The sequence below is a fragment of the Pantoea sp. Acro-807 genome (assembly GCF_011752675.1).
In the GTDB taxonomy this organism is placed as follows: Bacteria; Pseudomonadota; Gammaproteobacteria; order Enterobacterales; family Enterobacteriaceae; genus Pantoea; species Pantoea eucrina.
Genome location: NZ_VWXE01000001.1, coordinates 1305744 through 1326334 on the forward strand (window position 1 = coordinate 1305744; position 20591 = coordinate 1326334).

20 protein-coding genes and 2 tRNA genes are annotated in these 20591 nt (G+C 57.8%); 7 read left to right on the forward strand and 15 right to left on the reverse strand.

Annotated features, from left to right (window positions below; genetic code table 11):
* Positions 1 to 8 precede the first annotated feature (8 nt).
* Complete coding sequence (locus tag F3J39_RS06325; protein WP_039385170.1) at positions 9 to 1229, forward strand: glycosyl transferase; 1221 nt, start codon at positions 9 to 11, stop codon at positions 1227 to 1229.
* A gap of 35 nt (positions 1230 to 1264) precedes the next feature.
* Here F3J39_RS06325 and F3J39_RS06330 read toward each other — a convergent pair whose 3' ends face one another.
* The 5 genes from F3J39_RS06330 to vsr form a co-directional block, all read right to left on the reverse strand.
* Complete coding sequence (locus tag F3J39_RS06330) at positions 1265 to 1444, reverse strand: DUF2158 domain-containing protein (protein ID WP_039385173.1); 180 nt, start codon at positions 1442 to 1444, stop codon at positions 1265 to 1267.
* Between the two features lie 177 nt (positions 1445 to 1621).
* On the reverse strand, positions 1622 to 1756 hold the full coding sequence (locus F3J39_RS18920; protein WP_255402073.1) for a hypothetical protein: 135 nt from the start codon (positions 1754 to 1756) through the stop codon (positions 1622 to 1624).
* A 91-nt stretch (positions 1757 to 1847) separates the two neighbouring features.
* Positions 1848 to 2759, reverse strand: coding sequence for a DUF808 domain-containing protein (locus F3J39_RS06335; RefSeq protein ID WP_039385175.1), 912 nt, complete (start codon positions 2757 to 2759; stop codon positions 1848 to 1850).
* A 20-nt stretch (positions 2760 to 2779) separates the two neighbouring features.
* Positions 2780 to 3046, reverse strand: coding sequence for a hypothetical protein (locus tag F3J39_RS06340; protein ID WP_039385177.1), 267 nt, complete (start codon positions 3044 to 3046; stop codon positions 2780 to 2782).
* 70 nt (positions 3047 to 3116) lie between these two features.
* Entirely contained in the window at positions 3117 to 3593 is a 477-nt protein-coding gene (vsr, locus tag F3J39_RS06345; RefSeq protein ID WP_166713953.1) for a DNA mismatch endonuclease Vsr, read from the reverse strand.
* Between the two features lie 165 nt (positions 3594 to 3758).
* Between vsr and dcm the strand changes: the two genes are divergently transcribed.
* A complete protein-coding gene (gene dcm / locus F3J39_RS06350) occupies positions 3759 to 5171 on the forward strand; it encodes a DNA (cytosine-5-)-methyltransferase (RefSeq protein WP_166713954.1) in 1413 nt (470 codons plus the stop codon).
* Positions 5172 to 5217: 46 nt separating this feature from the next.
* On the opposite strand, the gene F3J39_RS06355 is transcribed toward dcm, so the two are convergent.
* Positions 5218 to 5472 carry a hypothetical protein gene (locus F3J39_RS06355; protein WP_094111324.1) on the reverse strand — a complete coding sequence of 85 codons (255 nt, stop codon included), beginning with the start codon at positions 5470 to 5472 and terminating at the stop codon, positions 5218 to 5220.
* A 72-nt stretch (positions 5473 to 5544) separates the two neighbouring features.
* Entirely contained in the window at positions 5545 to 6249 is a 705-nt protein-coding gene (locus tag F3J39_RS06360; RefSeq protein WP_039385186.1) for a phosphohydrolase, read from the reverse strand.
* 584 nt (positions 6250 to 6833) lie between these two features.
* Here F3J39_RS06360 and F3J39_RS06365 point away from each other — a divergent pair.
* From F3J39_RS06365 to F3J39_RS06375, 3 genes are all read left to right on the forward strand, one after another.
* Positions 6834 to 7523 (forward strand): hypothetical protein, encoded by a 690-nt coding sequence (locus F3J39_RS06365; protein WP_039385187.1) that lies wholly within the window; start codon positions 6834 to 6836, stop codon positions 7521 to 7523.
* Between the two features lie 184 nt (positions 7524 to 7707).
* A complete protein-coding gene (mtfA, locus tag F3J39_RS06370) occupies positions 7708 to 8484 on the forward strand; it encodes a DgsA anti-repressor MtfA (protein WP_039385190.1) in 777 nt (258 codons plus the stop codon).
* Positions 8485 to 8587: 103 nt separating this feature from the next.
* Positions 8588 to 8663, forward strand: a tRNA-Asn gene (locus F3J39_RS06375).
* A gap of 58 nt (positions 8664 to 8721) precedes the next feature.
* Here the strand turns inward: F3J39_RS06375 and F3J39_RS06380 are convergent.
* Entirely contained in the window at positions 8722 to 9579 is an 858-nt protein-coding gene (locus F3J39_RS06380; protein ID WP_071667965.1) for a glucose 1-dehydrogenase, read from the reverse strand.
* Between the two features lie 274 nt (positions 9580 to 9853).
* On the opposite strand from F3J39_RS06380, the gene F3J39_RS06385 reads away from it, so the two are divergent.
* A tRNA-Asn gene (locus F3J39_RS06385) sits at positions 9854 to 9929 on the forward strand.
* Between the two features lie 62 nt (positions 9930 to 9991).
* Here F3J39_RS06385 and F3J39_RS06390 read toward each other — a convergent pair.
* The gene (locus tag F3J39_RS06390; protein WP_282097877.1) at positions 9992 to 11119 is read right to left on the reverse strand and encodes a hybrid-cluster NAD(P)-dependent oxidoreductase; all 1128 of its coding nucleotides are present in this window, start codon (positions 11117 to 11119) and stop codon (positions 9992 to 9994) included.
* A 359-nt stretch (positions 11120 to 11478) separates the two neighbouring features.
* Between F3J39_RS06390 and F3J39_RS06395 the strand changes: the two genes are divergently transcribed.
* A complete protein-coding gene (locus F3J39_RS06395) occupies positions 11479 to 12744 on the forward strand; it encodes an aromatic ring-hydroxylating dioxygenase subunit alpha (RefSeq protein WP_094111323.1) in 1266 nt (421 codons plus the stop codon).
* A gap of 68 nt (positions 12745 to 12812) precedes the next feature.
* Here F3J39_RS06395 and F3J39_RS06400 read toward each other — a convergent pair whose 3' ends face one another.
* The 6 genes from F3J39_RS06400 to F3J39_RS06425 form a co-directional block, all read right to left on the reverse strand.
* Positions 12813 to 13604, reverse strand: coding sequence for an electron transfer flavoprotein subunit beta (locus F3J39_RS06400; RefSeq protein WP_104085146.1), 792 nt, complete (start codon positions 13602 to 13604; stop codon positions 12813 to 12815).
* The gene (locus F3J39_RS06405) at positions 13594 to 14832 is read right to left on the reverse strand and encodes an electron transfer flavoprotein subunit alpha/FixB family protein (RefSeq protein WP_166713955.1); all 1239 of its coding nucleotides are present in this window, start codon (positions 14830 to 14832) and stop codon (positions 13594 to 13596) included. Before F3J39_RS06405 ends, F3J39_RS06400 begins: the two co-directional genes overlap by 11 nt.
* Positions 14832 to 16790 (reverse strand): (Fe-S)-binding protein, encoded by a 1959-nt coding sequence (locus F3J39_RS06410; RefSeq protein ID WP_166713956.1) that lies wholly within the window; start codon positions 16788 to 16790, stop codon positions 14832 to 14834. Before F3J39_RS06410 ends, F3J39_RS06405 begins: the two co-directional genes overlap by 1 nt.
* 87 nt (positions 16791 to 16877) lie before the next feature.
* A complete protein-coding gene (dgcA, locus tag F3J39_RS06415; RefSeq protein WP_166713957.1) occupies positions 16878 to 18941 on the reverse strand; it encodes a dimethylglycine demethylation protein DgcA in 2064 nt (687 codons plus the stop codon).
* A 91-nt stretch (positions 18942 to 19032) separates the two neighbouring features.
* Positions 19033 to 19560 carry a DUF5943 domain-containing protein gene (locus tag F3J39_RS06420; protein WP_039385210.1) on the reverse strand — a complete coding sequence of 176 codons (528 nt, stop codon included), beginning with the start codon at positions 19558 to 19560 and terminating at the stop codon, positions 19033 to 19035.
* A gap of 37 nt (positions 19561 to 19597) precedes the next feature.
* Positions 19598 to 20575: a dipeptidase gene (locus tag F3J39_RS06425; RefSeq protein WP_039385212.1), complete on the reverse strand. Its 978-nt coding sequence runs from the start codon at positions 20573 to 20575 to the stop codon at positions 19598 to 19600.
* Between the last annotated feature and the right edge of the window lie 16 nt (positions 20576 to 20591).

A 20591-nucleotide genomic window follows, 5' to 3' on the forward strand; every position in this document is an offset into this window, starting at 1 on the left:
ATGAGACGATGAGTGATTTTTATCAGAATGGCGTGATTACGAATTTCCATAACCTCACCCATCGCCGCGTGGAGTCGCTGGAAAAAGAGATGGTGCAGTTTGCCCGCCGGCGCAAGATGGGCCTGATCCTGCCCTCGCTGTTCTCCGAGCTGGAGGGCCCGGCGCTGGATAATATTGTTAATGAACTGGCGCAGGTGCCCTATCTGGAAGAGATTGTGATTGGTCTCGATCGCGCCGATCGCGATCAGTTTCTGTTTGCCCGCGACTTCTTCTCACGCCTGCCCCAGCGGCACCGCATTCTGTGGAATGACGGGCCGCGCCTGAAAGCGATTGATGCAGAGCTGGATAAAGAGGGTCTCTCACCCAGCCAGCCGGGCAAAGGACGCAACGTCTGGTTCTGTACCGGTTACACCCTGGCGTCCGATCGCACCCAGTGCGTGGCGCTGCACGACTGCGACATTGTGACCTATGAGCGCGGCATGCTGGCGCGTCTGCTCTATCCGCTGGCCAACCCGGCGTTTCAGTATGAGTTTTGCAAAGGGTTTTATGCGCGCGTCGCGGATGGCAAGCTCAATGGCCGCGTCGGCCGTCTGCTGGTCGGACCGATGCTGCGTTCGCTGCAGCAGGTGTATGGCCACTCCGAGTATCTCGACTACCTCAGCAGCTTTCGCTATCCCCTCTCCGGCGAGTTTGCCATGCGCACCCATGTGCTTAACGGCATTAAGATCCCTGGCGACTGGGGGCTGGAGATCGGCGTGCTGTCTGAGATCTATCGCAACTATACGACCCGACAGAGCTGTCAGGTCGAGATCGCCGATCACTATGACCACAAGCATCAGCCGCTGGCCGAAGAGGATGGTACCGGGGGGCTGAAGCGCATGAGCAGCGATATTGTCCAGTCGCTGCTGCGCAAGCTGGCGACCATGGGCGTGCCGCTGACCAGCGATTCGTTTCGCGTGCTGAAGGCGACTTATTACCGTAACGCGCTGGATATGATGGAGATCTACCGGCATGAAGCAACCATGAACGGCCTGTCGTTCGATCAGCACAAAGAGGAAGCGGCGGTGGAGATGTTTACCCAGGCCATTCTCGACGCCGGTCAGTCGTTTATTGAACGCCCCAACGATAAGCCCTTTATTCCGAGCTGGAGTCGCGTTCAGTCGGCGTTTCCGGATATTCTGCAGCGGATTTATCAGGCGGTGGAAGAAGATAACGAGGGAAAAGTGTAACGGGATACGGGACGGCGAAACCGTCCCGATCAGATTCAGCTGGCGAGCCGGGATTCCGTAGTCATGTGACTCAGTTCATCACTATGGAATGCCTCACGGCGCACGCTATAGCCATCATACCAACGACACTCAACCATTCCGCTGGCATAGCCGGTTACCACCATCGTGGGTCCGCCCTGTTTGTGCTGAACTTCATCACTCACTGCAAAGGTCATACCGCGCCCTCCCTTTTACCGTTGATTGAACGCTTAAAGGTATAGCAGCCGGACAGACAATTTGCCTATAGGATAATGTTATTAGTGTGATAAAAGAGGAATAAGCAGTGCAAAATCTGGTTTATAAACAAAGCCGGTAATGTTTATTACCGGCTTTGAAATTTTTAGCTGCGACCGTCAGATTTTGCAGCCTTCGCACTCAGCATCATCACTGAGTTCAGCCGGCACTTCGCTGGCTTTTTCCGCCGCTTTCGCTTCAGCCTGTTCCAGCTGGGCATCGATATCAAATTCAAACATATCGTCGTTCATCATCACTCTCCTGAAAATTAGTGTGCCGCGCGTTATATCGCATTGCCAGAGATAAGCGGTAAGCGGCTTGTGCGCCGCTCGCCGCGCTGGCCTGTTATGCCGACTTACCGCGAACTTTAGCGATCAGGTTAACCACCAGCAGCACAATCGCGCCGACAATAAACCCAAGCACCAGATTGGCCCCGTTACTCAGCAGGCCGGAAACCAGACCGTTAAAGCCGCTGCTGTATTCGCTGATAGCGTGATGCAGCGGCGTGATACCATGCACAATAATGCCGCCGCCCACCAGAAACATCGCCAGCGTGCCGACGACGGTAAGAATTTTCATCAGCCACGGCGCCATCGCCAGCAGAAAACCGCCCACCGCCTGCGCCAGTGAAGAGGACTTTTCCCGCAGCCAGTAGCCGAGGTCATCGATTTTCACAATCATCGCCACAATGCCATAGACACCGATGGTCACCAGAATGGCGATACCGGCGAGGATCAGCACCTGATTAAGCAGCGGCGCCTCTGACACGATGCCCAGCGTAATCGCCACGATCTCCGCTGAAAGAATAAAGTCAGTGCGTACCGCACCTTTGACCTTGCTCTTTTCATACGCGCGCGGATCCTGCTGTGCCAGGCTGTCGAGCCGCTGCTGACGCGCTTCCGGGCTCTTTTCCTCTTTATCGTGCTGCAGGCTGTGTAACACCTTTTCCACCCCTTCATAGCAGAGGTAGGCGCCCCCCAGCATCAGCAACGGCGTGATAAGCCAGGGAGCAAACGCCGAAATCACCAGCGCCAGCGGCACCAGGATCAGCTTATTCAGAAATGAGCCTTTCGCAACGCCCCAGACCACCGGCAATTCGCGATTGGCTTTGACGCCCGTGACCTGCTGCGCATTAAGCGACAAATCGTCGCCCAGCACGCCAGCGGTTTTTTTTGCCGCAACCTTGCCCATGACTGAAATGTCATCCAGCAGCGTTGCAATATCATCCAGAAGCGTAAGTAAACTGGTTCCTGCCAAAATGGTAATCCTTATTCCGGTTAGTGTTCCTGACAACAGGGGCAGCGCTCAACCCACGTCACCGACATGTCGGCGATGCCCTCACAGTCCCATTCAACGCGTAACGTTTTTCCCTGCGTATCCGCTGCGTGCAGATATTTACTCACCGGACTTTCGGTCATGCCGCTGATCTCCTCTGTGGCAATCAGCCGATCGTCGAGCCAGATGCGTGCCGTGGCCTGTGTCGCCACCAGCCGCTCGTCACGCAGCTGATAGAGCCGCCTGACCGTCAGTTTAATACTGCTCATGGTAGTGCTCCGCGTCCCAGAGAAAAACGTGATCTAAACGGTTATTGCCGCGAAAAGCAATCATCGCCGGCTAGAGTGGTTGGTAATGATGCAATCCCTGGTGATCCAGCTCCGCGCTCTGCCCGGCGGCCAGCAGCCACTCCTCAAGGCGCTCAATCAGCTGATTGTCATTCAGCCGCAGCTTACCGCGCAGCGCGCACTCCCAGACAATCAGAACCTTCCAGCCGGTCTCCTGCAGCTGCTGCACATAGCGCCGGTCACGCTCAACGTTACTGTTGATTTTGCCGTTCCAGAAACTGGTGCGCGTGGCGGGCATTTTAAACAGATAGCAGTGATGACGATGCCAGAAACAGCCGTGCACAAAGATAATGGCCTGCTGCTCAGGCAGCACGAAATCGGGCCGCCCCGGCAGCGCTTTATCCTGCACGCGAAAGCTGAAGCCGCGATCTTTCAATATCGCGGCCACGCGCTGTTCAATCGCCGTATCCTGATTGCGGATCGCGCGCATATTTTTACTGCGGATCTCTTGTGAGTGAACGTCAGCCATGCCGTTTCCTTTTCCTGCGGGCCTATTCAACTTTAGCGTTTTACGGCAAAAGCGAAAGCGGCGGCGTAAAAGAGTGCGGCACGGCGCGCAGCGCCACACGACGCGCTAATTTCAACCCTGACAGATGAGTGGTAGCATAGCCGCTCAACTGTTAAGGAAAAACGCATGCTCGCTCCCGATCCCGCCGCACCGGCTACCCCCTCTTCATTAACCGCTGCGCAGGATGATTTAGCGCTGTTACTGCAGGTACTGGATATCTACGCGGCGCGCGATGTAATGCAGACCCTCAACGCCGCCGGCACAGGCCACTGGAGCGTGGCGAAGCTGAACCGTCTGCGCAGTGGCAAAGCCGCGTCGATAATGCTTCTGCCGTCTGAGATCGCCAGCCTGCGCGCCCTGCTGCCATCGCGACCGGCCCACTATGATAGGCCCGCCTTTCAGTTTATCGATCTCTTTGCCGGTATCGGCGGCATCCGGCGCGGCTTTGAGCAGGCCGGCGGCGAGTGCGTTTTTACCAGCGAATGGAATAAAGAGGCGGTCCGCACCTATAAAGCGAACCACTACTGCGATCCGCTGCGCCACCGGTTCAATACCGATATTCGTCTCGTCACGCAGCCAGCCGGCCTCACTGAGGAGGCGGCTATCTATCAGCATATCGATCGCGCTATCCCCGATCACCAGGTGCTGCTGGCCGGCTTTCCCTGTCAGCCTTTTTCACTGGCGGGCGTCAGTAAAAAGAACGCGCTCGGCCGGGCGCACGGCTTTGAGTGTGAGGCGCAGGGCACGCTGTTTTTTGACGTGGCGCGCATTCTCGCGGCTAAAAAGCCCGCGTTTTTTGTGCTGGAAAATGTCAAGAATCTGAAGAGCCACGATAAGGGCCGCACCTTCGCCATTATTATGGCAACGCTGGATGAGCTGGGTTATGACGTGGCGGATGCGGATGATAAAGGCACACCGGACGCCAAAGTGATCGACGCGCGCTATTTTCTGCCGCAGCACCGTGAGCGCATTGTGCTGGTGGGCATCCGGCGCGATAGCGGCGTTAAGCAGCCCTTTTCACTGCGCGCGTTGCCGGCGCTCTATCCGCCGCAGGTGCCGCCACTGCAGAGTTTGCTGGACGCAGATCCGGGTGAAAAATATACCCTGTCGCCAACGCTCTGGCACTACCTCTATCGCTATGCGCAAAAGCACAAGGCGAAAGGCAACGGCTTTGGCTTTGGCCTGAACGATCCGCAGAATCCGCACTGCTGCGTGCGCACGCTTTCAGCGCGCTACTACAAAGATGGCTCGGAGATCCTGATCGATCGCGGCTGGGATCGCGCGCTGGGTGAACAGAACTTTACCGCTGCTGAGAACATGGCGCGGCGACCGCGCCGGCTGAGCCCGCGCGAGTGCGCGCGCCTGATGGGGTTTGAAGCGCCGGGTGAAGCGCGGTTCCGCATCCCGGTCTCCGATACCCAGGCCTATCGTCAGTTTGGCAATTCCGTGGTGGTGCCGGTATTTGCTGCGGTAGCGAAATTACTGCTGCCGCTGATTGAATACTACAGGCTGAACGCGCCAGAGCAGGCTGATAGCTGATCGCGCATAAGAAATAGCTCACCCGCCGGGCGGCGGGTGGCAGAGACTACTTCTTCTTCTTGCTCTTTTTCAGTAGCGCACGGATCTGGCGCAGTTCCGTAGCGCTTAACCGGTCGTCCGGCGTCTCATCGGAGTGCAGATTATCTACCGCCGTCTCCTGCTGCGGGGCACTCTGCAGGCTCGCCTGCAGCCGGTTAACAATCTCCTGACTCATTGAAAGCTGATTGTCAGCAGCCAGCTGCTTAATCTCCTCTTTCAGTGCCGGATCAATTTTAATCGTAATGTTCACGGTTTCAGTCATTTCCACACTCCCTGCTATTTTTTTCACAAACGTAGCGGAAGATGAGGACAGTTAACAGCCTGTCATAAAAATTTAATATTCTTGTAACGTGCAGCAGAAGTCGCGCAGCACGGATTCATCAACCCCCGCCAGGTTCCCCTGTAGCTCCGCACAGAGTTTGGCCATATAGTGCACCAGAAAATCGGCGTTATATTCAGCCAGACGACGTCCCGCTGCCGTCTGCATGGTTTCAGGCAGGCGCAGCAGCTTTTTCTGAAAGTGATCCAGCGTCCACTTCACATCGTCGAGCTCGCGATCGCGCCCCAGCGGATCGTCACTGTCAAACAGCGGCCGGCCCAGTGCGCCAGCCGTATAGAATACGCGTGCCAGTCCGATAGCCCCCAGCGACTCCAGACGATCGGCATCCTGCACAATTTTTGCTTCTGCGGTCAGCGGCGTAATGGCAGCACTAAAACTGTGCGCCTGCACCGCGTGCGCCACGCTATCTATAAGTTCAGCGGGAAAATCGGGAAAATCCTGCTGCAGAATACGGCGCGTCTCTTCAGCGGCAAACGTAGAGGCAAGATGACGCTGCGGATGGTTCTTCGGCAGATTCACCACGTCGTGAAAGTAGCTGGCGGTCAGTACCACCATGGCATCGGCAGGCGTCTCCTGCATGATACGCGCCGCGCTCATCCAGACCCGACGCAGATGCCCTGTGTCGTGCGCCTTATCGTCATGCTGCCAGTTCAGCCGCAGCCAGTGCTCATAACGTTGTTGCCAGTGTGTAATGGACATGATGCTTCTCCTGTTATGACATGTGGTGCGCGGCGGGAGCTCTTCAGACTCAGCCCTATCTTAGCGGGCAGGTCATGACACTTTTCTTACAGCATTTTTGGGGTAAGAGGGAAAAATCTGCGATCCTGATCATGTTATAGCGTTGTTAAGCCCGCTTGCCCAGTAGCCTTTTTGTTTTCAGCTTTTCCTTATGACGTTTCACTATCGTCAGATTTAGTTAACATAGTTTATGTGTCGCGCTTAACCGCGATGCCAGTGCGCGGGGAATTTAAGCGGTCACTCCTCGCTGACAGATAGCCAGTTATTAGCGGAGAAAAAGGTGAAATAGTCTGAAAATATTTCTATTTTGGCCGTTATAACGTACTGTATAGGGGAAATTTCCGCATTTCGCCGGTACGTTAAGCGATCTGCACCCCACTTTTTGCCTGGATGTTTTTTTAATACCGGAACAGGAAGGGAACGCCTGATTATCAGGTGACAAATTATTAAGCAAATTTGTTTGAAACCTTTATGCTAAGGGTCTCGTCCTGTACAGGATGTAACGTCAACGCTTTCCGGGTTCGTGATATAACAAGAGGTAAAAAATGAAAGAACGGCCGATTCTTTTTTCCGAACAGCGGGTTCGCGCCCTGCTGGTTGGCCAGCAAACACAGACCCGACGCATTATGAAAACGCAGGCATTTGGTCCAGGACAGGACCACCATGAAGGCGTTCATGCGTTTGATGTCAGTGCGAATCATCTTCACGGCTACAAACTGATGTCGATGTCCGATATCAGCGCGCACTGTCCCTTCGGGCAGGTTGGCGATCGCCTGTGGGTACGCGAAACCTGGCGCGGCCCGATTGTGCCGGAAGCGCAGCTGGCAGAGTACGATCGCGATCCCCAGCTGTTTCGCCATCCCGACTTCTGCCAGTATCGTGCTGACAGCAACGAGTTTGGTCAGCTGGAGGACGATCTGCAGGACGCGGAGCAGTTTGGCTGGCAGACGGCCATTCACATGCCGCGCTGGGCAAGCCGCATCGATCTGACCATCACCGCGATCCGGGCTGAAAAAATCCAGGATATCAGCGAGGATGACATCATGGCAGAGGGCGTTCAGACGGACTCGCACTTCCTGAACAACTTCTTTACCATGAATATGAATTCAGAGTCGCCCAAAGAGGCGTATCGCAAAGCGTGGCAAAAACAGTATGGCGCGACCAGCTGGGAGGTTAACCCCTGGGTCTGGGTCATTGAATTTGAGCGCGTTCTGCGCGAAAGCCGATCGCTCTGAGCGAGCGCCCTGCGCCTCTTCTGCCCACCGGAAGAGGCGCTTACGCCCCACCCCGCTTATTTTTGCTTTTCACTTTGCAAGCGCAATCACAGACACCGTCCCGGCTAACAGGTTGAATAACGGGTTTGACGTCTGGCACATTCTGTCCCGTCGGCACTCCTTCTCTCCTTCTACAGGCGCTGCGATGTTTAAATGGTCCCGGAACGCGCATAAATCCGATGCTGTCGCTGAACTGCCCTGGACGCAGGCGCTGCGGCAGCCAGTGTTTTCTCTGCTTAATCATGACGAGCACGCCGTTCTGATCGGCATGGCGCAGCGCTTTCTGCAGCAGAAAAAATTTGTCCTGCTGCAGGGCACTGAACTGGATGCGCTGCACAGCGCCCGTCTGGCGCTGCTGTTTTGCCTGCCGGTGCTGAAGCTGGGCGTGGAGTGGCTGGATGGCTTTCACGACGTGCTTATCTATCCTGAACCCTTTGCGGTTGATGATCGCTGGGAAGATGAGAGCGGGCTGGTGCATCAGGCGCCCGCTGTACACGCCGGGCAGAGCTGGACGCAGGGGCCGGTGGTGCTCAACGCGCTGGATATTTCCGACGCGTTCGATCTCTCAGGCTATAACCTGGTGATCCATGAAGTGGCGCATAAGCTGGACGCGCGCGGCAGCGGCTACACCAGCGGCATCCCCGCTATTCCGCTGCGCGAGGTCGCTGGCTGGGAAAAAGATTTGCTGCAGGTGATGCAGGAAATTGACGATGAAGTGGCACTCGCGGGTGAAGAGGCCGCGACCTTTGATCCCTACGCAGCCAGCGATCCGGCCGAATGTTTTGCTGTGCTGTCAGAATATTTCTTCACTGCGCCCGACCTGCTCCTTCAGCGCTTTCCGGCGATGTATCGTCACCTGCAGCTGTTTTACCGTCAGGATCCTGCTGCCCGGCTTGCGACGCTGGCGGCGGAATCTGCCTGATCCCTGCGCGGGCTGTATCTTTGCTAGCCAGTTGAATGCAATTGTGTTTTAAGCTGTTGACAGGCTCGTCCGGGGCCACTACTATTCGCCTCGTTCACACGATTCCTCTGTAGTTCAGTCGGTAGAACGGCGGACTGTTAATCCGTATGTCACTGGTTCGAGTCCAGTCAGAGGAGCCAGAATTAGAAAAGCCCGCTCAGGGAAACCTGAGCGGGCTTTTTGCTGTCTGCGCCGGCGTTAAATCACCGCTACCCCGCCGGTTACGGCAATGGTTGCCCCTGAGATATAGCTGGCTTCGTCGCTGGCCAGCATGACATAAGAAGAGGCCAGCTCAGCGGGCTGCCCCATACGCTGCAGCGGCACCTGGCTGCCAAAACTTTCGACCTGCTGCGGCGGCATAGTGGCCGGGATCAGCGGCGTCCAGATAGGTCCCGGTGCGACCGCGTTGGCACGAATGCCCTTATCCGCCAGCAGCGCGGCAAGGCTGCCGGAAAAGTTAATGATGGCGGCTTTGGTGGCCGAGTAGGCAATCAGTTTTGGTTTTGGCTGATCGGCGTTGACTGACGCGGTGTTAATAATGGAGCTGCCGGCTGGCATATGCGGTACCGCGGCTTTACAGATGTAGAACATCGCATAGAGATTGGTTTTCATCGTGCGGTCAAACTCATCATCATCAATCTCATCCAGCGAGTCGCGCGTCATCTGGAAAGCGGCGTTGTTGACCACAATATCAATTTTGCCAAAACGATCCGCCGTCTGCGCCACGATGCTGCGGCAGTGTTCCGCCTGCATAATATCACCCGCGATCAGCAGCGCCTGCTGCCCGGCAGCTTCCACCAGCTGCGCGGTATCTTTTGCATCTTCGTGTTCATCCAGGTAGGAGATGACCACGTCGGCGCCTTCACGGGCGTAAGCGATGGCCACTGCGCGGCCAATACCGGAGTCGCCGCCGGTGATAATCGCGGTTTTGCCTTTCAGCCGGCCGCTGCCCTGATAGCTGGTTTCGCCGTGATCGGGCACCGGCTGCATCTCGCGAAAGCTGCCGGGCCACTGCTGCTGCTGCGCCTGTTGCGGATTTTCTGGACGATCGGTCATAACGCGTTCCTTTTTCAGCGAAGGGTAATCTGGCTCAGGTGAACAGCATTAAGTGTAGCAGCCATAACCAGAATGCAAGGCGGAGTGATAAGCGTAACGGCTTGAGAGATAAGCCTATTTCTGCAAAAAAACGGCCTTTTCGCAGGGTATCAGGCAGCGGCAGATGCTGACAAAATCAGCAGGTTGCTGCAGGAAGCAGCAAACAACCGGCAGGCGCTAAATCACGTTTTGACAGCCGCAGGAGAGTTGATTATTATGCGCGCCGAAACACAATTCCTCTGTAGTTCAGTCGGTAGAACGGCGGACTGTTAATCCGTATGTCACTGGTTCGAGTCCAGTCAGAGGAGCCAGATTAAAAAAGCCAGATGTCAGCTGACATCTGGCTTTTTGCTTTCCGGCGGTGCGCGGCGGGTCAGAATTCCACGACCACATTGCCTTTCGGCACGCTGCAGCAGGAGAGGATATAGCCCTCTTCGGCATCCTCGTCGGTAATGCCGCCGTTGTGGTTCATCTCAACCTCACCTTCCAGGCACTTCACCTTGCAGGTGCCGCAGATCCCCATGCCGCACGCTTTCGGGATATGCAGGCCCAGCTTGGCAGCGGCGGCGTGAACGGTTTCACCCGGCGCAATTTTCACGCTCTTATCACTCTGCGTAAACGCCACGGTCAGCAGCTCGGAACTGCAGAGTGCGTCGGCCAGTTCGGCCGCCTCTTCCGCCTCCTGCACCACCTGCTCCTGTACCATCTCCGGCGTGGCACCAAACGACTCTTCATGGTAGTGCGCCATATCGTAGCCGACGTTTTCCAGAATCGCTTTCACCGCGCGCATATAGGGCGTCGGTCCGCAGCAGAAGATCTCCCGCTCCATAAAATCAGGCGCGATCATCTGCAGCATGGCGTGGTTCAGAAAGCCGCGAAAGCCTGCCCAGTATTGTCCTGATTCATAGCGTTCGCAGATGATGCTCAGTTTGAAGTTAGGAATACGCGCCGTCATATTCTCCAGATCGCGGCGGAAAATAATATCTTCCGGCGTGCGGGCGCTGTGCACAAACACCATGTCTACATCAGCGTTAGTGTCAAAATACCAGCGCGCCATCGACATCATCGGCGTAATGCCAACGCCGCCGGAGAGAAACAGCGCCTTATCGCCGGGATAATCGATGCAGTTAAACTGCCCTACCGGGCCGTGCACCGCCAGATCCATGCCTTCGCGCATATTCGCGTGCAGCCAGTTAGATACCACGCCGCCCGGCACCTGTTTTACCGTGATCGAAAAGCTATACGGCACCGAGGGAGAGCTGGAGATGGTGTAGGAGCGAAACACGGTCTGCTCCTCAATCATCAGCTCCAGCGTGACAAACTGCCCCGGCTTAAAGAAGAACATCACCGGCTGCTCCGCCATAAAGCAGAAGGTTTTCACGTCCCAGGTTTCCTGTATGACCTTAACGCACCGCACCGCATGACGGCCATTGGTCCAGGTCTGCGTGGTGACAGGCTCAAAAGCATTGGTATTCAGTACCGTGATATTTCTCTCTGTCATACATTTCATTCCCGTCAGGATTGGAGTGATCAATTGCCTGTATCGACGCATGGATAACCACAGGCTTTTGAGCCAGAAACTGCGATTCTCCGTGTAACCCCGCCACAGCATTTAGTTATGCGCGACACGGAAATGCCTGAAAAAACCACATCCGCAGGAAATTCTGCACGCGCGTCTTTAATAGAGGGGATTTATGTCGCTGGCAGAACATTGACGGGCGCCGGACCGGTGCAGCATGTCTGTAATCCGTAGCGATCTTATGGGCTTCCGGTAACGCGGAAGTCCGGTTTTGTTGATATCCGGCTGCGCCTGTCGGGCGCGAACCACTCCCTTTTCAACTGCGCGAGAAGAGCAACATTATGAGCCACAACGATCTGCTGAATATCACCTGTACAAGCCTTGTCGATGCGAGCGACCGCATGCAGGATCTGCTCGAAAAACGCCAGCCCAACTATTCGCTGCCGCAGGCGCTCTATAATGACCCGACTCTGTTTCGCATTGATATGGAGGAGGTGTTTCAGAAAGAGTGGCTGTTTGCCGGCATGAGCAGCGAAATCCCGAAAAAGGGTGACTACTTTACGCTTGAGGTCGGACAGAACCCGGTGCTGGTTCTGCGCGATGCAGAGGGCAACATCAACGCGTTTCACAACACCTGTCGCCATCGCGGCTCGCGGCTCTGCTCAAAGGAGCGCGGCAAGGTGGCCAATCTGGTCTGTCCCTACCACCAGTGGACGTACGATTTAAAGGGCAACCTGCTCTTCGCCGGTTCAGAGATGAATCAGTCATTTGACATGAAGCAGCACGGCCTGAAAAAAGCGCACTGTAAAACCGCCGGCGGGTTTATCTTTATCTGCCTCGCAGAGACGCCGCCGGAGTCTGACTTCGATGAGTTTCTGGCCACGCTGGCGGAGTATATGGAACCCTATGATGTGGACAACACCAAGCTGGCGGCAGAGTCCCATATGTATGAAAAAGCCAACTGGAAACTGGTGCTGGAGAATAACCGCGAGTGCTACCACTGCGCCGGCAGCCATCCGGAACTGCTGAACAGCCTGCTGGAGTGGGATGACACCAACGATCCACGCGCACCACAAAGTTTCCATGACTACTACAACAAGCAGGCGGCGCTGTGGGATGAGCAGGGTATTCCGCATCGCCATCAGAGCTTTGGTCTGCGCAACCGGATTGTGCGTATGCCGCTGAAAGAGGGCACCAAAGTCATGACCATTGATGGTCGTGAGGGCTGCACCCGGCTGCTGGGCCGTTTTACCAGCCACTATCAGGGATCGATGCGTATTCTGCACCTGCCCAACTCGTGGAACCATATGCAAAGCGATCACTTTATCGTGTTCCGCGTGCTGCCAATCTCCGCGCAGGAGACGATGGTAACGACAAAATGGTTTGTGCATAAAGACGCGGTGGCCGGTATCGATTACGATCCGGAGCGTCTGCGCACCGTCTGGGACGCCACCAACGAGCAGGATCGCGTTCTGGGCGAAGAGAATCAGCGCGGCATCAACTCCATTGGCTATCAGCCAGGCCCCTATTCTGAAACCTATGAGTTTGGCGTGATTAATTTTATCGACTGGTACAGTGAAACCGTGCTTAAAAACGTAAAAGGCTGACCTGATAACAGAAAACCCGGCTGGCGTCGTTAACCGCCAGCCGGTTTTTTTATCGTTCAGGCACGCAGCTAGCGGATCACGCCCTCCTCCAGCAGCAGATCAAAGACCGCCTGCGCCATCTCATTCACCGGTTTATTCTGCAGCACTTTGCCACCTTCATTCTGTGACTTCGCCGTGGCCGCTTTAAAGCGATCCGCCGCCGTTTTCGCTTTTACTTTTTTCAGGCGCTTCGGCCGCTTACGCGCCGGCGCTATCTCCCAGGCTGCCATCGCTGTATCCGGCACGTCCACGCCCGCAGCGGTGGTGATCTCTGCCCGGTTTGCCGGGCCAAACGCGCTCTGGCGCGGCGCGGCGGCGGCCATGTCCACGCTGGCGATAAACGGCAGCGCCACACGCAGCAGACGCCGCTGACCGCGCGGCAGCGCCTGCAGCACTTCAGCATCGGTGCCGTTCAGGCTGACAATCTCCGCCACGCCGACCACAACCGGGATCTCCAGCGCTTCTGCCAGCAGAAAAGGCAGCATACCGGATGACTCGCCGCGCTCCGCCCGGCCGCCGGTGAGGATCACATCCGGGTGATCCTGCTTAAGATAGTGACTCAGCACCGCCACCGCATCGCCCTGCTCCGTCATCGGCAGCACGCGCAGCGTCTCAACGCCCATGCCCGCATAGCTGCGCAGCGCCGCGTTGTGCGGATCGCCGGCGTGAAGAAGCTCCAGATCGCCGGAAGCCAGCGCCAGCCCCATCTCTACCGCACGCGCATCCTGCCCGGCGCGGCGTGCCCTGCCCGACTCGGGATGGAGTCCGACGGATATCAGCGCCGTAATGCGGCAGCCGCTGTGGTGTGCTTTATGCTGCATGGTTAAGCTCCTTATTACGCCAGGCGCGCGCCAGACGCGCCAGTTCAGCCAGGATCGCATCGCTGTCGCCAATCACGCTCAGCGACGCGCGGCTGACCATATCGCAGCCGGGATCGGTATTAATGGCGATCACCCGGTCGCACTGCGCAATCCCCTGCAGATGCTGCACCGCGCCGGAGATGCCCACCGCCAGATAGACCCGCGCCGTCACCCAGGTGCCGGTAGCACCCACCTGCCGGAAACGCGGCATATGGCCATTATCCACGGCCACGCGGCTGGCGCCTTCGGTCGCTCCCAGACTCTCTGCGGTAGCGTGAAACTGCGCCCAGTCGCTGACGCCGTTACCGGCAGACAAAATAAACTCCGCCTCGCCCAGCGGCACCGCTGCCGGATCGACCGGCATCAGTCCGCAGTCGGTAATGCGCGCAGCGCCAATGCTTCGCAGCCCGACGCTCACCGGCAGCGCTTCATGGCGGGTCTCATCCACCGGATCGGCGCACTCTGCGGTCAGCAGCATGACGCGCGCAACCGGACGCGTAATATCGGCGCTGCCGCCCGCCGCCCGGCTGATACAGCTGTCGCCCTCTATGCGCCACACCTGCGTGGCGGGTCGCTCCCCGCAGCGTGCGGCAAAGCGACAGCCCAGCTCAAAGCCTCCGGCAACACTGTCCGGAAACAGCCAGAAGCGCGGTGCCAGTTCGTTTTCTGCCGCCATCAGCGCATGGATGCGCTGCTCCGGGCTGTAACCCTCATAGCGTTCGCCGCTGAAGTGGAGCAGCCGGTCAGCGCCCGCGGTGGCAAAACTCTCTTCACGATGCTCACCAAATACCACGGCCACGACCACGCCTGCACCGCCAGCATCACGCACCAGCTGGTGCGCCTGCCCCAGCACGTCGCGATCGTGGCTGGTCAGGCGGCCGCCGGTCATATCCAGCACCGCCGCTACGCAGTAATCCGGCTGCGCCACGCGGTGCAGCGGCAGCTCAGCGACGTGCGGCGTGCCGGCGCTGCGCCGGCCGGAGAGCTGGGAAAACGCGTTAACGTTCTCGCGATCGATGCGCTTCAGTCCGTTGGGTCCGGTAAAGCCGACGGCGTGCGGATTTTTACGCAGCAGCCCGGACGGGCCGCGGCTCTCCTGCACCGGCTGCATCAGCTCTGCATGCTGCGGATGCAGCCGGTTGCGGGCAATCCACTCAAGACGCGGATCGCGGCGTACAGTGGTTTTCATCAGATCACCTCCACAGCAATTTGGCGCTCGCGCAGCTTCGCCGGCAGCGGTTTTTTCGGTTCGCTGAGGACTTCCGCCACCAGTTCAGCGATATCTTTGACCTCCGGACGCGGCCCGACGACACCTTCCAGCATCGCGGTACACTGCTGGCAGCCAACGGCAATCAGCTCTGCGCCGGTCTGTTTTGCATCCTCCATCCGCATGTCAGCGATGCGCCGCTCCCCCGGAATATCCGTAATCGGCGCACCGCCACCGCCGCCGCAGCAGCGTGAGCGGAAACCGGAGCGGTCCATTTCGCTGAGTTTGATCCCCAGCTCCGCCAGCAGTTCACGCGGTGATGCATATTCACCGTTGTAGCGGCCGAGGTAGCAGGGATCGTGCCAGGTCACGCTGCCGCCTTTGTAATCTTTCAGATCCAGCAGCTGCGCCTTAACCAGCTCATTAATAAAGGTGGTGTGATGCAGCACCTCATAGTCAGGCTGAGTGTCTGCCGGGTAGAAATCGGGATACTCATTTTTCAGGCAGTGAAAGGCGTGCGGATCGGTGGTCACGATGCGGTTAAAACGATATTTTTGCAGCGTGGCGATATTGCTGCGCGCCAGCCGCTGAAACGTGGCGTCATCACCCAGGCGTCGCGCCACGTCTCCGCTATCGAGCTCCTCATCGCCCAGCACCGCAAAGTTTACGCCGGCGGCCCTGAGCACTTTGACAAACGCGCGCAGAATACGCTGGCTGCGCATATCAAACGCCCCGTCGGAGACCCAGAACAGCACGTCGGCCTGCCCGACATCCCGCATCAGCGGCAGGTTCTGATCGGCTGACCAGTGCGTGCGGCTGCGCGGGTTAAAGCCGCCAGGATTATCTGTCTGGCTGAGGTTATCCAGCACCTCCGCGCCTTTGCCGGGCGTTTGCCCCTTCTCCAGCGTCATAAAGCGGCGCATGTCCACAATCGCGTCAACATGCTCAATCATCATCGGACACTCCTCCACGCAGGCGCGGCAGGTGGTGCAGGACCAGAGCGTCTCTTCTTTGATCAGCCCTCCGACAATCGGCTGATGCGGCGCTCCGCACGCTTCGCCCACCGGCACGCCCGGATAGGGGCTGCCGGCAAAGCGCGCGTCGCTGCCGCCCGCCATCCCGATAACCATATCCTGAATCAGCTTTTTGGGATTGAGCGGCTGACCCGCCGCAAACGCCGGGCACATCGCTTCACACTTGCCGCACTGCACGCAGGCGTCAAAGCCCAGCAGCTGGTTCCATTTGAAATCGGCCGGTTTTTCAACGCCGAGCGTTGGGGCAGCCAGATCCACCGGCTTCAGGCCCACGGATCGGCCGCCGCCAAAGCGGGCGGGACGACGATGAAAGGCAAGATGCAGCGCACCGGCGAACGCGTGTTTCATCGGCCCGCCCCACGCCATGCCAAACACCATCTCGCCCAGACCCCAGCAGATGCCTGCCAGCAGCAGGACCGCCATCACCCAGCGCCCCGCCTCGCCAAACAGATCGGAGACCGGCAGCGTGGTGATAAAGAACGTTGCCGCAAACACCAGCAGGCTCTTTGGCAACCGCATCCACGGCCCGCGTGAAAGACGGGCTGGCGGATTGCGACGGCGATACCAGATAAACAGCGCGCCGCTGAACATCACCAGCAGCGCGCCCGCCAGCACGCCATCCACCAGCGTGCCGCTGACGCCCGCCAGATGAACCACGAGGATCAGCAGCATCGACAGCACAAAGCCGCCGGCGGTGGCCACATGGCTGCGCGACATATATTTATCACGCGCCACCACGTGATGCAGGTCAACCAGATAGCGGCGAGGCATCGCCATCAGGCCGCTCAGCAGCGCAACCTGTTCCGGTTGTCCGCGCCGCCAGAGCAGGACGCGCCTGACCATACCCACGATGGCCAGAATCACCGCGCCAAGAAGTAACCAGGGGAGTATCCGATCAAGTACCATGATGTGCCCTTTCCAGACAATTTCTGTTAGATGCGGCGTGCGGTACCGCTTCCGGATACCGCACGCTTTACGTCAGCGACGGCGAAGCTACAGATCCTTGCAGAGACGCAGCGCGTCGTAGATCGCGGCGTGAACGTTACGCTGCGAGACGCAGTCGCCGAGCCGCCACAGGATCATGCCGCTGCCCGCCTGCGCCAGCACCGGCTGCGGACGGATATCAAACAGCGCTTCCACGTCAATCTGCCCCTTGTTGCGCGATTCCGCTTTCAGCGCGTAGTAGAGTTCCTCATTAGGACGGGTACCGTTTTCCACCACAATCTGATCCACCACCCGCTCCTCTTTCTGCCCGGTGTATTCATTTTCCAGCACCGCCACCAGCTTCTCGCCTTCGCGATAGACCTTCTCCAGCGCCAGATCGGAGGTCATCACCACCGCTTTTTCATACAGGCTGCGATAGTAGGTCGGGAAGGTGGTGCCGCCAATGCCCACGCCGGGTTTGATATCGCCGGTTACCAGCTCCACCAGCGCACCGCGCGCGGCGAGGAAATCGGAGACGGACATACCGGAGAACTCACAGATAGCGTCATACACCAGTACGTTTTTGCCGTGCTCCACCACGCCGTTCAGCACATCCCAGCTGGAGACCACCAGCCCTTCCGCCGCTCCCCACTCCGGGTTCTGCTCCAGGAAGGGCTCTCCGCCGGTAGCAAGGATGCAGACGTCGGGGGTGAGATCGCGGATCATCGCCATATCCGCCGTGGTATTAGTCAGCACCTTCACGCCGAGACGCTCAGTTTCCATCGCCAGCCAGCGCGTGATACCGGCCATCTGATCGCGCTGCGGCGCTTTTGCCGCAATCGTAACCTGCCCGCCCAGCTCGCTGGCGCGCTCAATCAGCGTGACCTTATGCCCGCGCTCTGCCGCCACGCGCGCTGCCTCCAGCCCGCCCGGTCCGCCGCCAATCACTACGACGTTGCGCACCGGCCCTTCGGTTTTGGTAATGATATGCGGCAGCCCCATATATTCGCGCGAGGTGGCCGCGTTCTGAATGCACAGCACATCCAGCCCCATATATTGCCGGTCTATGCAGTAGTTGGCGCCGACGCACTGGCGGATCTGATCGACCTGATTCATTTTGATCTTGGCGATCAGGTGCGGATCGGCGATATGCGCCCGCGTCATCCCGACAAAATCGACGTAGCCCGCTTCGAGGATACGCTGCGCCTGATTGGGATCTTTAATATTCTGCGCGTGGATCACCGGCACCGTGACCACCTCTTTGATACCCGCCGCCAGATGCAGAAACGGCTCGGGCGGATAGCTCATATTCGGAATAACGTTCGCCAGCGTGTTATGGGTGTCGCAGCCGGAGCCGACCACGCCAAAATAATCGACCATGCCGGTTTTATCGTAGTACGCGGCGATCTGCCGCATATCTTCATGGCTGAGGCCGTCGGGATGAAACTCATCACCGGTAATGCGCATGCCGACGACAAAATCGGGGCCGACCGCGTCACGCACCGCTTTCAGCACCTCAATGCCAAAGCGCATCCGCTTTTCAAAACTGCCGCCCCACTCATCGGTACGCTTATTAACGCGCGGTGACCAGAACTGGTCGATCATATGCTGATGCACGGCGGAGAGCTCCACGCCGTCGAGACCACCCGCTTTGGCGCGCTGCGCCGCTTTAGCGAAGTCGCCGATAACGCGCCAGATCTCCTCTTCCTCAATGGTTTTGCAGGTGGCGCGGTGCACCGGCTCACGGATGCCGGAGGGTGACATCAGGTTAGGCCAGTTCTCGCCATCCCAGCGCGAGCGCCGCCCCATGTGGGAGATCTGGATCATGATTTTGCCGCCGTGCTGGTGCACGGCATCGGCGAGATTCTGAAAGTGGGGAATAATCCGGTCGGTACTCAGGTTAACCGAACTCCACCAGCTCTGGGGGCTGTCGATCGAGACCACGCTTGAGCCGCCGCAGATACAGAGTCCGCAGCCGCCTTTGGCTTTCTCTTCGTAATAGCGCACATAGCGATCGGTGGTCATCCCGCCGTCAGTGGCATACACCTCGGCGTGGGCGGTGCTGACAATACGGTTGCGGATAGTCAGTTTATTTATCTTCAATGGCTCAAACAGCAGATCAAACTGTGACATAGCTTCACCTTAATTCCGTTCTGATATCCGGCCCGCCAGCCTGCGGTTCAGTTGTTGTGCAGGGTACGCAGCCGGCGCTGCGTACCCGGTTTTATACTGGCGAAACGGTAAAAATGCCGTACTCACATCCCTCTTCGGCCGCGCTCTGCGTCTGCACCGCCCGGGTTTTCACGCTGTAGCCGAGGCTCTGCGCAATCTGATCCATCGCGCCGGCAAACCAGCCGGTAAACATGTAGTCCACCTTGCGGTTGACCTTGCCGTACTGATAGACAAACGCAGAGTGATCGAGTCGGATCCGCGCCGTGCCCTGTTTCAGATCGAGCGCTTCGGTGGAAAAGAAGCCCCAGCCGCGCTGAGAAAGACGTTTCATGTAGTGCTCAAATACGGCGTCACCGGAGAGGCCGTGCAGCGCAGCCTCTTTTTCGCACCAGTGCCAGGCCGATTTATAGCCCGCTTTGTAGAGGATGGCGGCGTAGCGTTCAGCGCCAATCTCCTCTTCAATGCCCATATGGTTGTTCACGAAGAAGTGCCGGGGCACGTACAACATCGGTAACGCATCGGTGGTCCAGACGCCGGTTTCATCATCGACGCTGATTGGCATTTCAGGCGCATGTGCCATGGTTTACCTCGCTTAGTGGTGTGAACAGGCCAGACGATCACTCATGCCAGACATTTGCCAGCAGGTTGAGCCAGTTCTCGCCCATAAATTTGCGCACCTGCTTCTCGGTAAAGCCGTGGCGCAGCAGTGCAGCCGTTAAGTTCGGGAATTCACCCAGCGTGCGAATGCCTTCCGGGTTGATGATTTTGCCGAAGTCGGTGAGCTGGCGGGCGTAGCCCTTGTCGTGCGTCAGCCACTCGAAAAATGCCTGACCGTGGCCCTGCGTGAAGTCGGTGCCGATGCCGATCTGATCTTCACCCACCAGGTTGAAGATGTAGTCGATCGCTTCCACGTAATCTTCAATCGTGGAGTGAATGCCATTTTTCAGGAACGGGGTAAACATGGTGACGCCCACAAATCCGCCGTGGTCCGCAATAAATTTCAGCTCTTCATCAGATTTATTACGCGGGTGATCTTTCAGGCCAGAGGGAAGGCAGTGGGAGTAACAGACCGGTTTTTTCGACGCGAGGATCACCTCTTTTGAGGTCTGCGCGCCCACGTGCGAAAGGTCGCACAGCATGCCGACGCGGTTCATCTCCGCCACGACTTCATGACCATAACCGGAGAGGCCGCCATCACGCTCATAGCAGCCGGTGCCGACCAGATTCTGCGTGTTATAGGCCATCTGCACCACGCCCACGCCCAGCTCTTTGAACACCTGAATGTAGCCCAGCTGATCTTCAAACGCGTGCGCGTTCTGGAAGCCCATCAGGATGCCGGTTTTGCCTTCATCTTTGGCGCGCCGGATATCGCGGGTGTTGGTTACTTTGGTGACCAGATCGGCGTTCTGCGCAATCAGGTTATTCATTTCCACGATATTATTAACCGTGCCCTGAAACCCTTCCCAGACGGAGACCGTGCAGTTGGCAGCCGTCAGCCCGCCGCGGCGCATATCCTCAAACAGCTCTCTGTCCCATTTCGCAATTACCAGCCCATCGATGACAATCGCAGAATCGTGCAATTCAGTAGCGTTCATATCTTCCTCTCTGGTT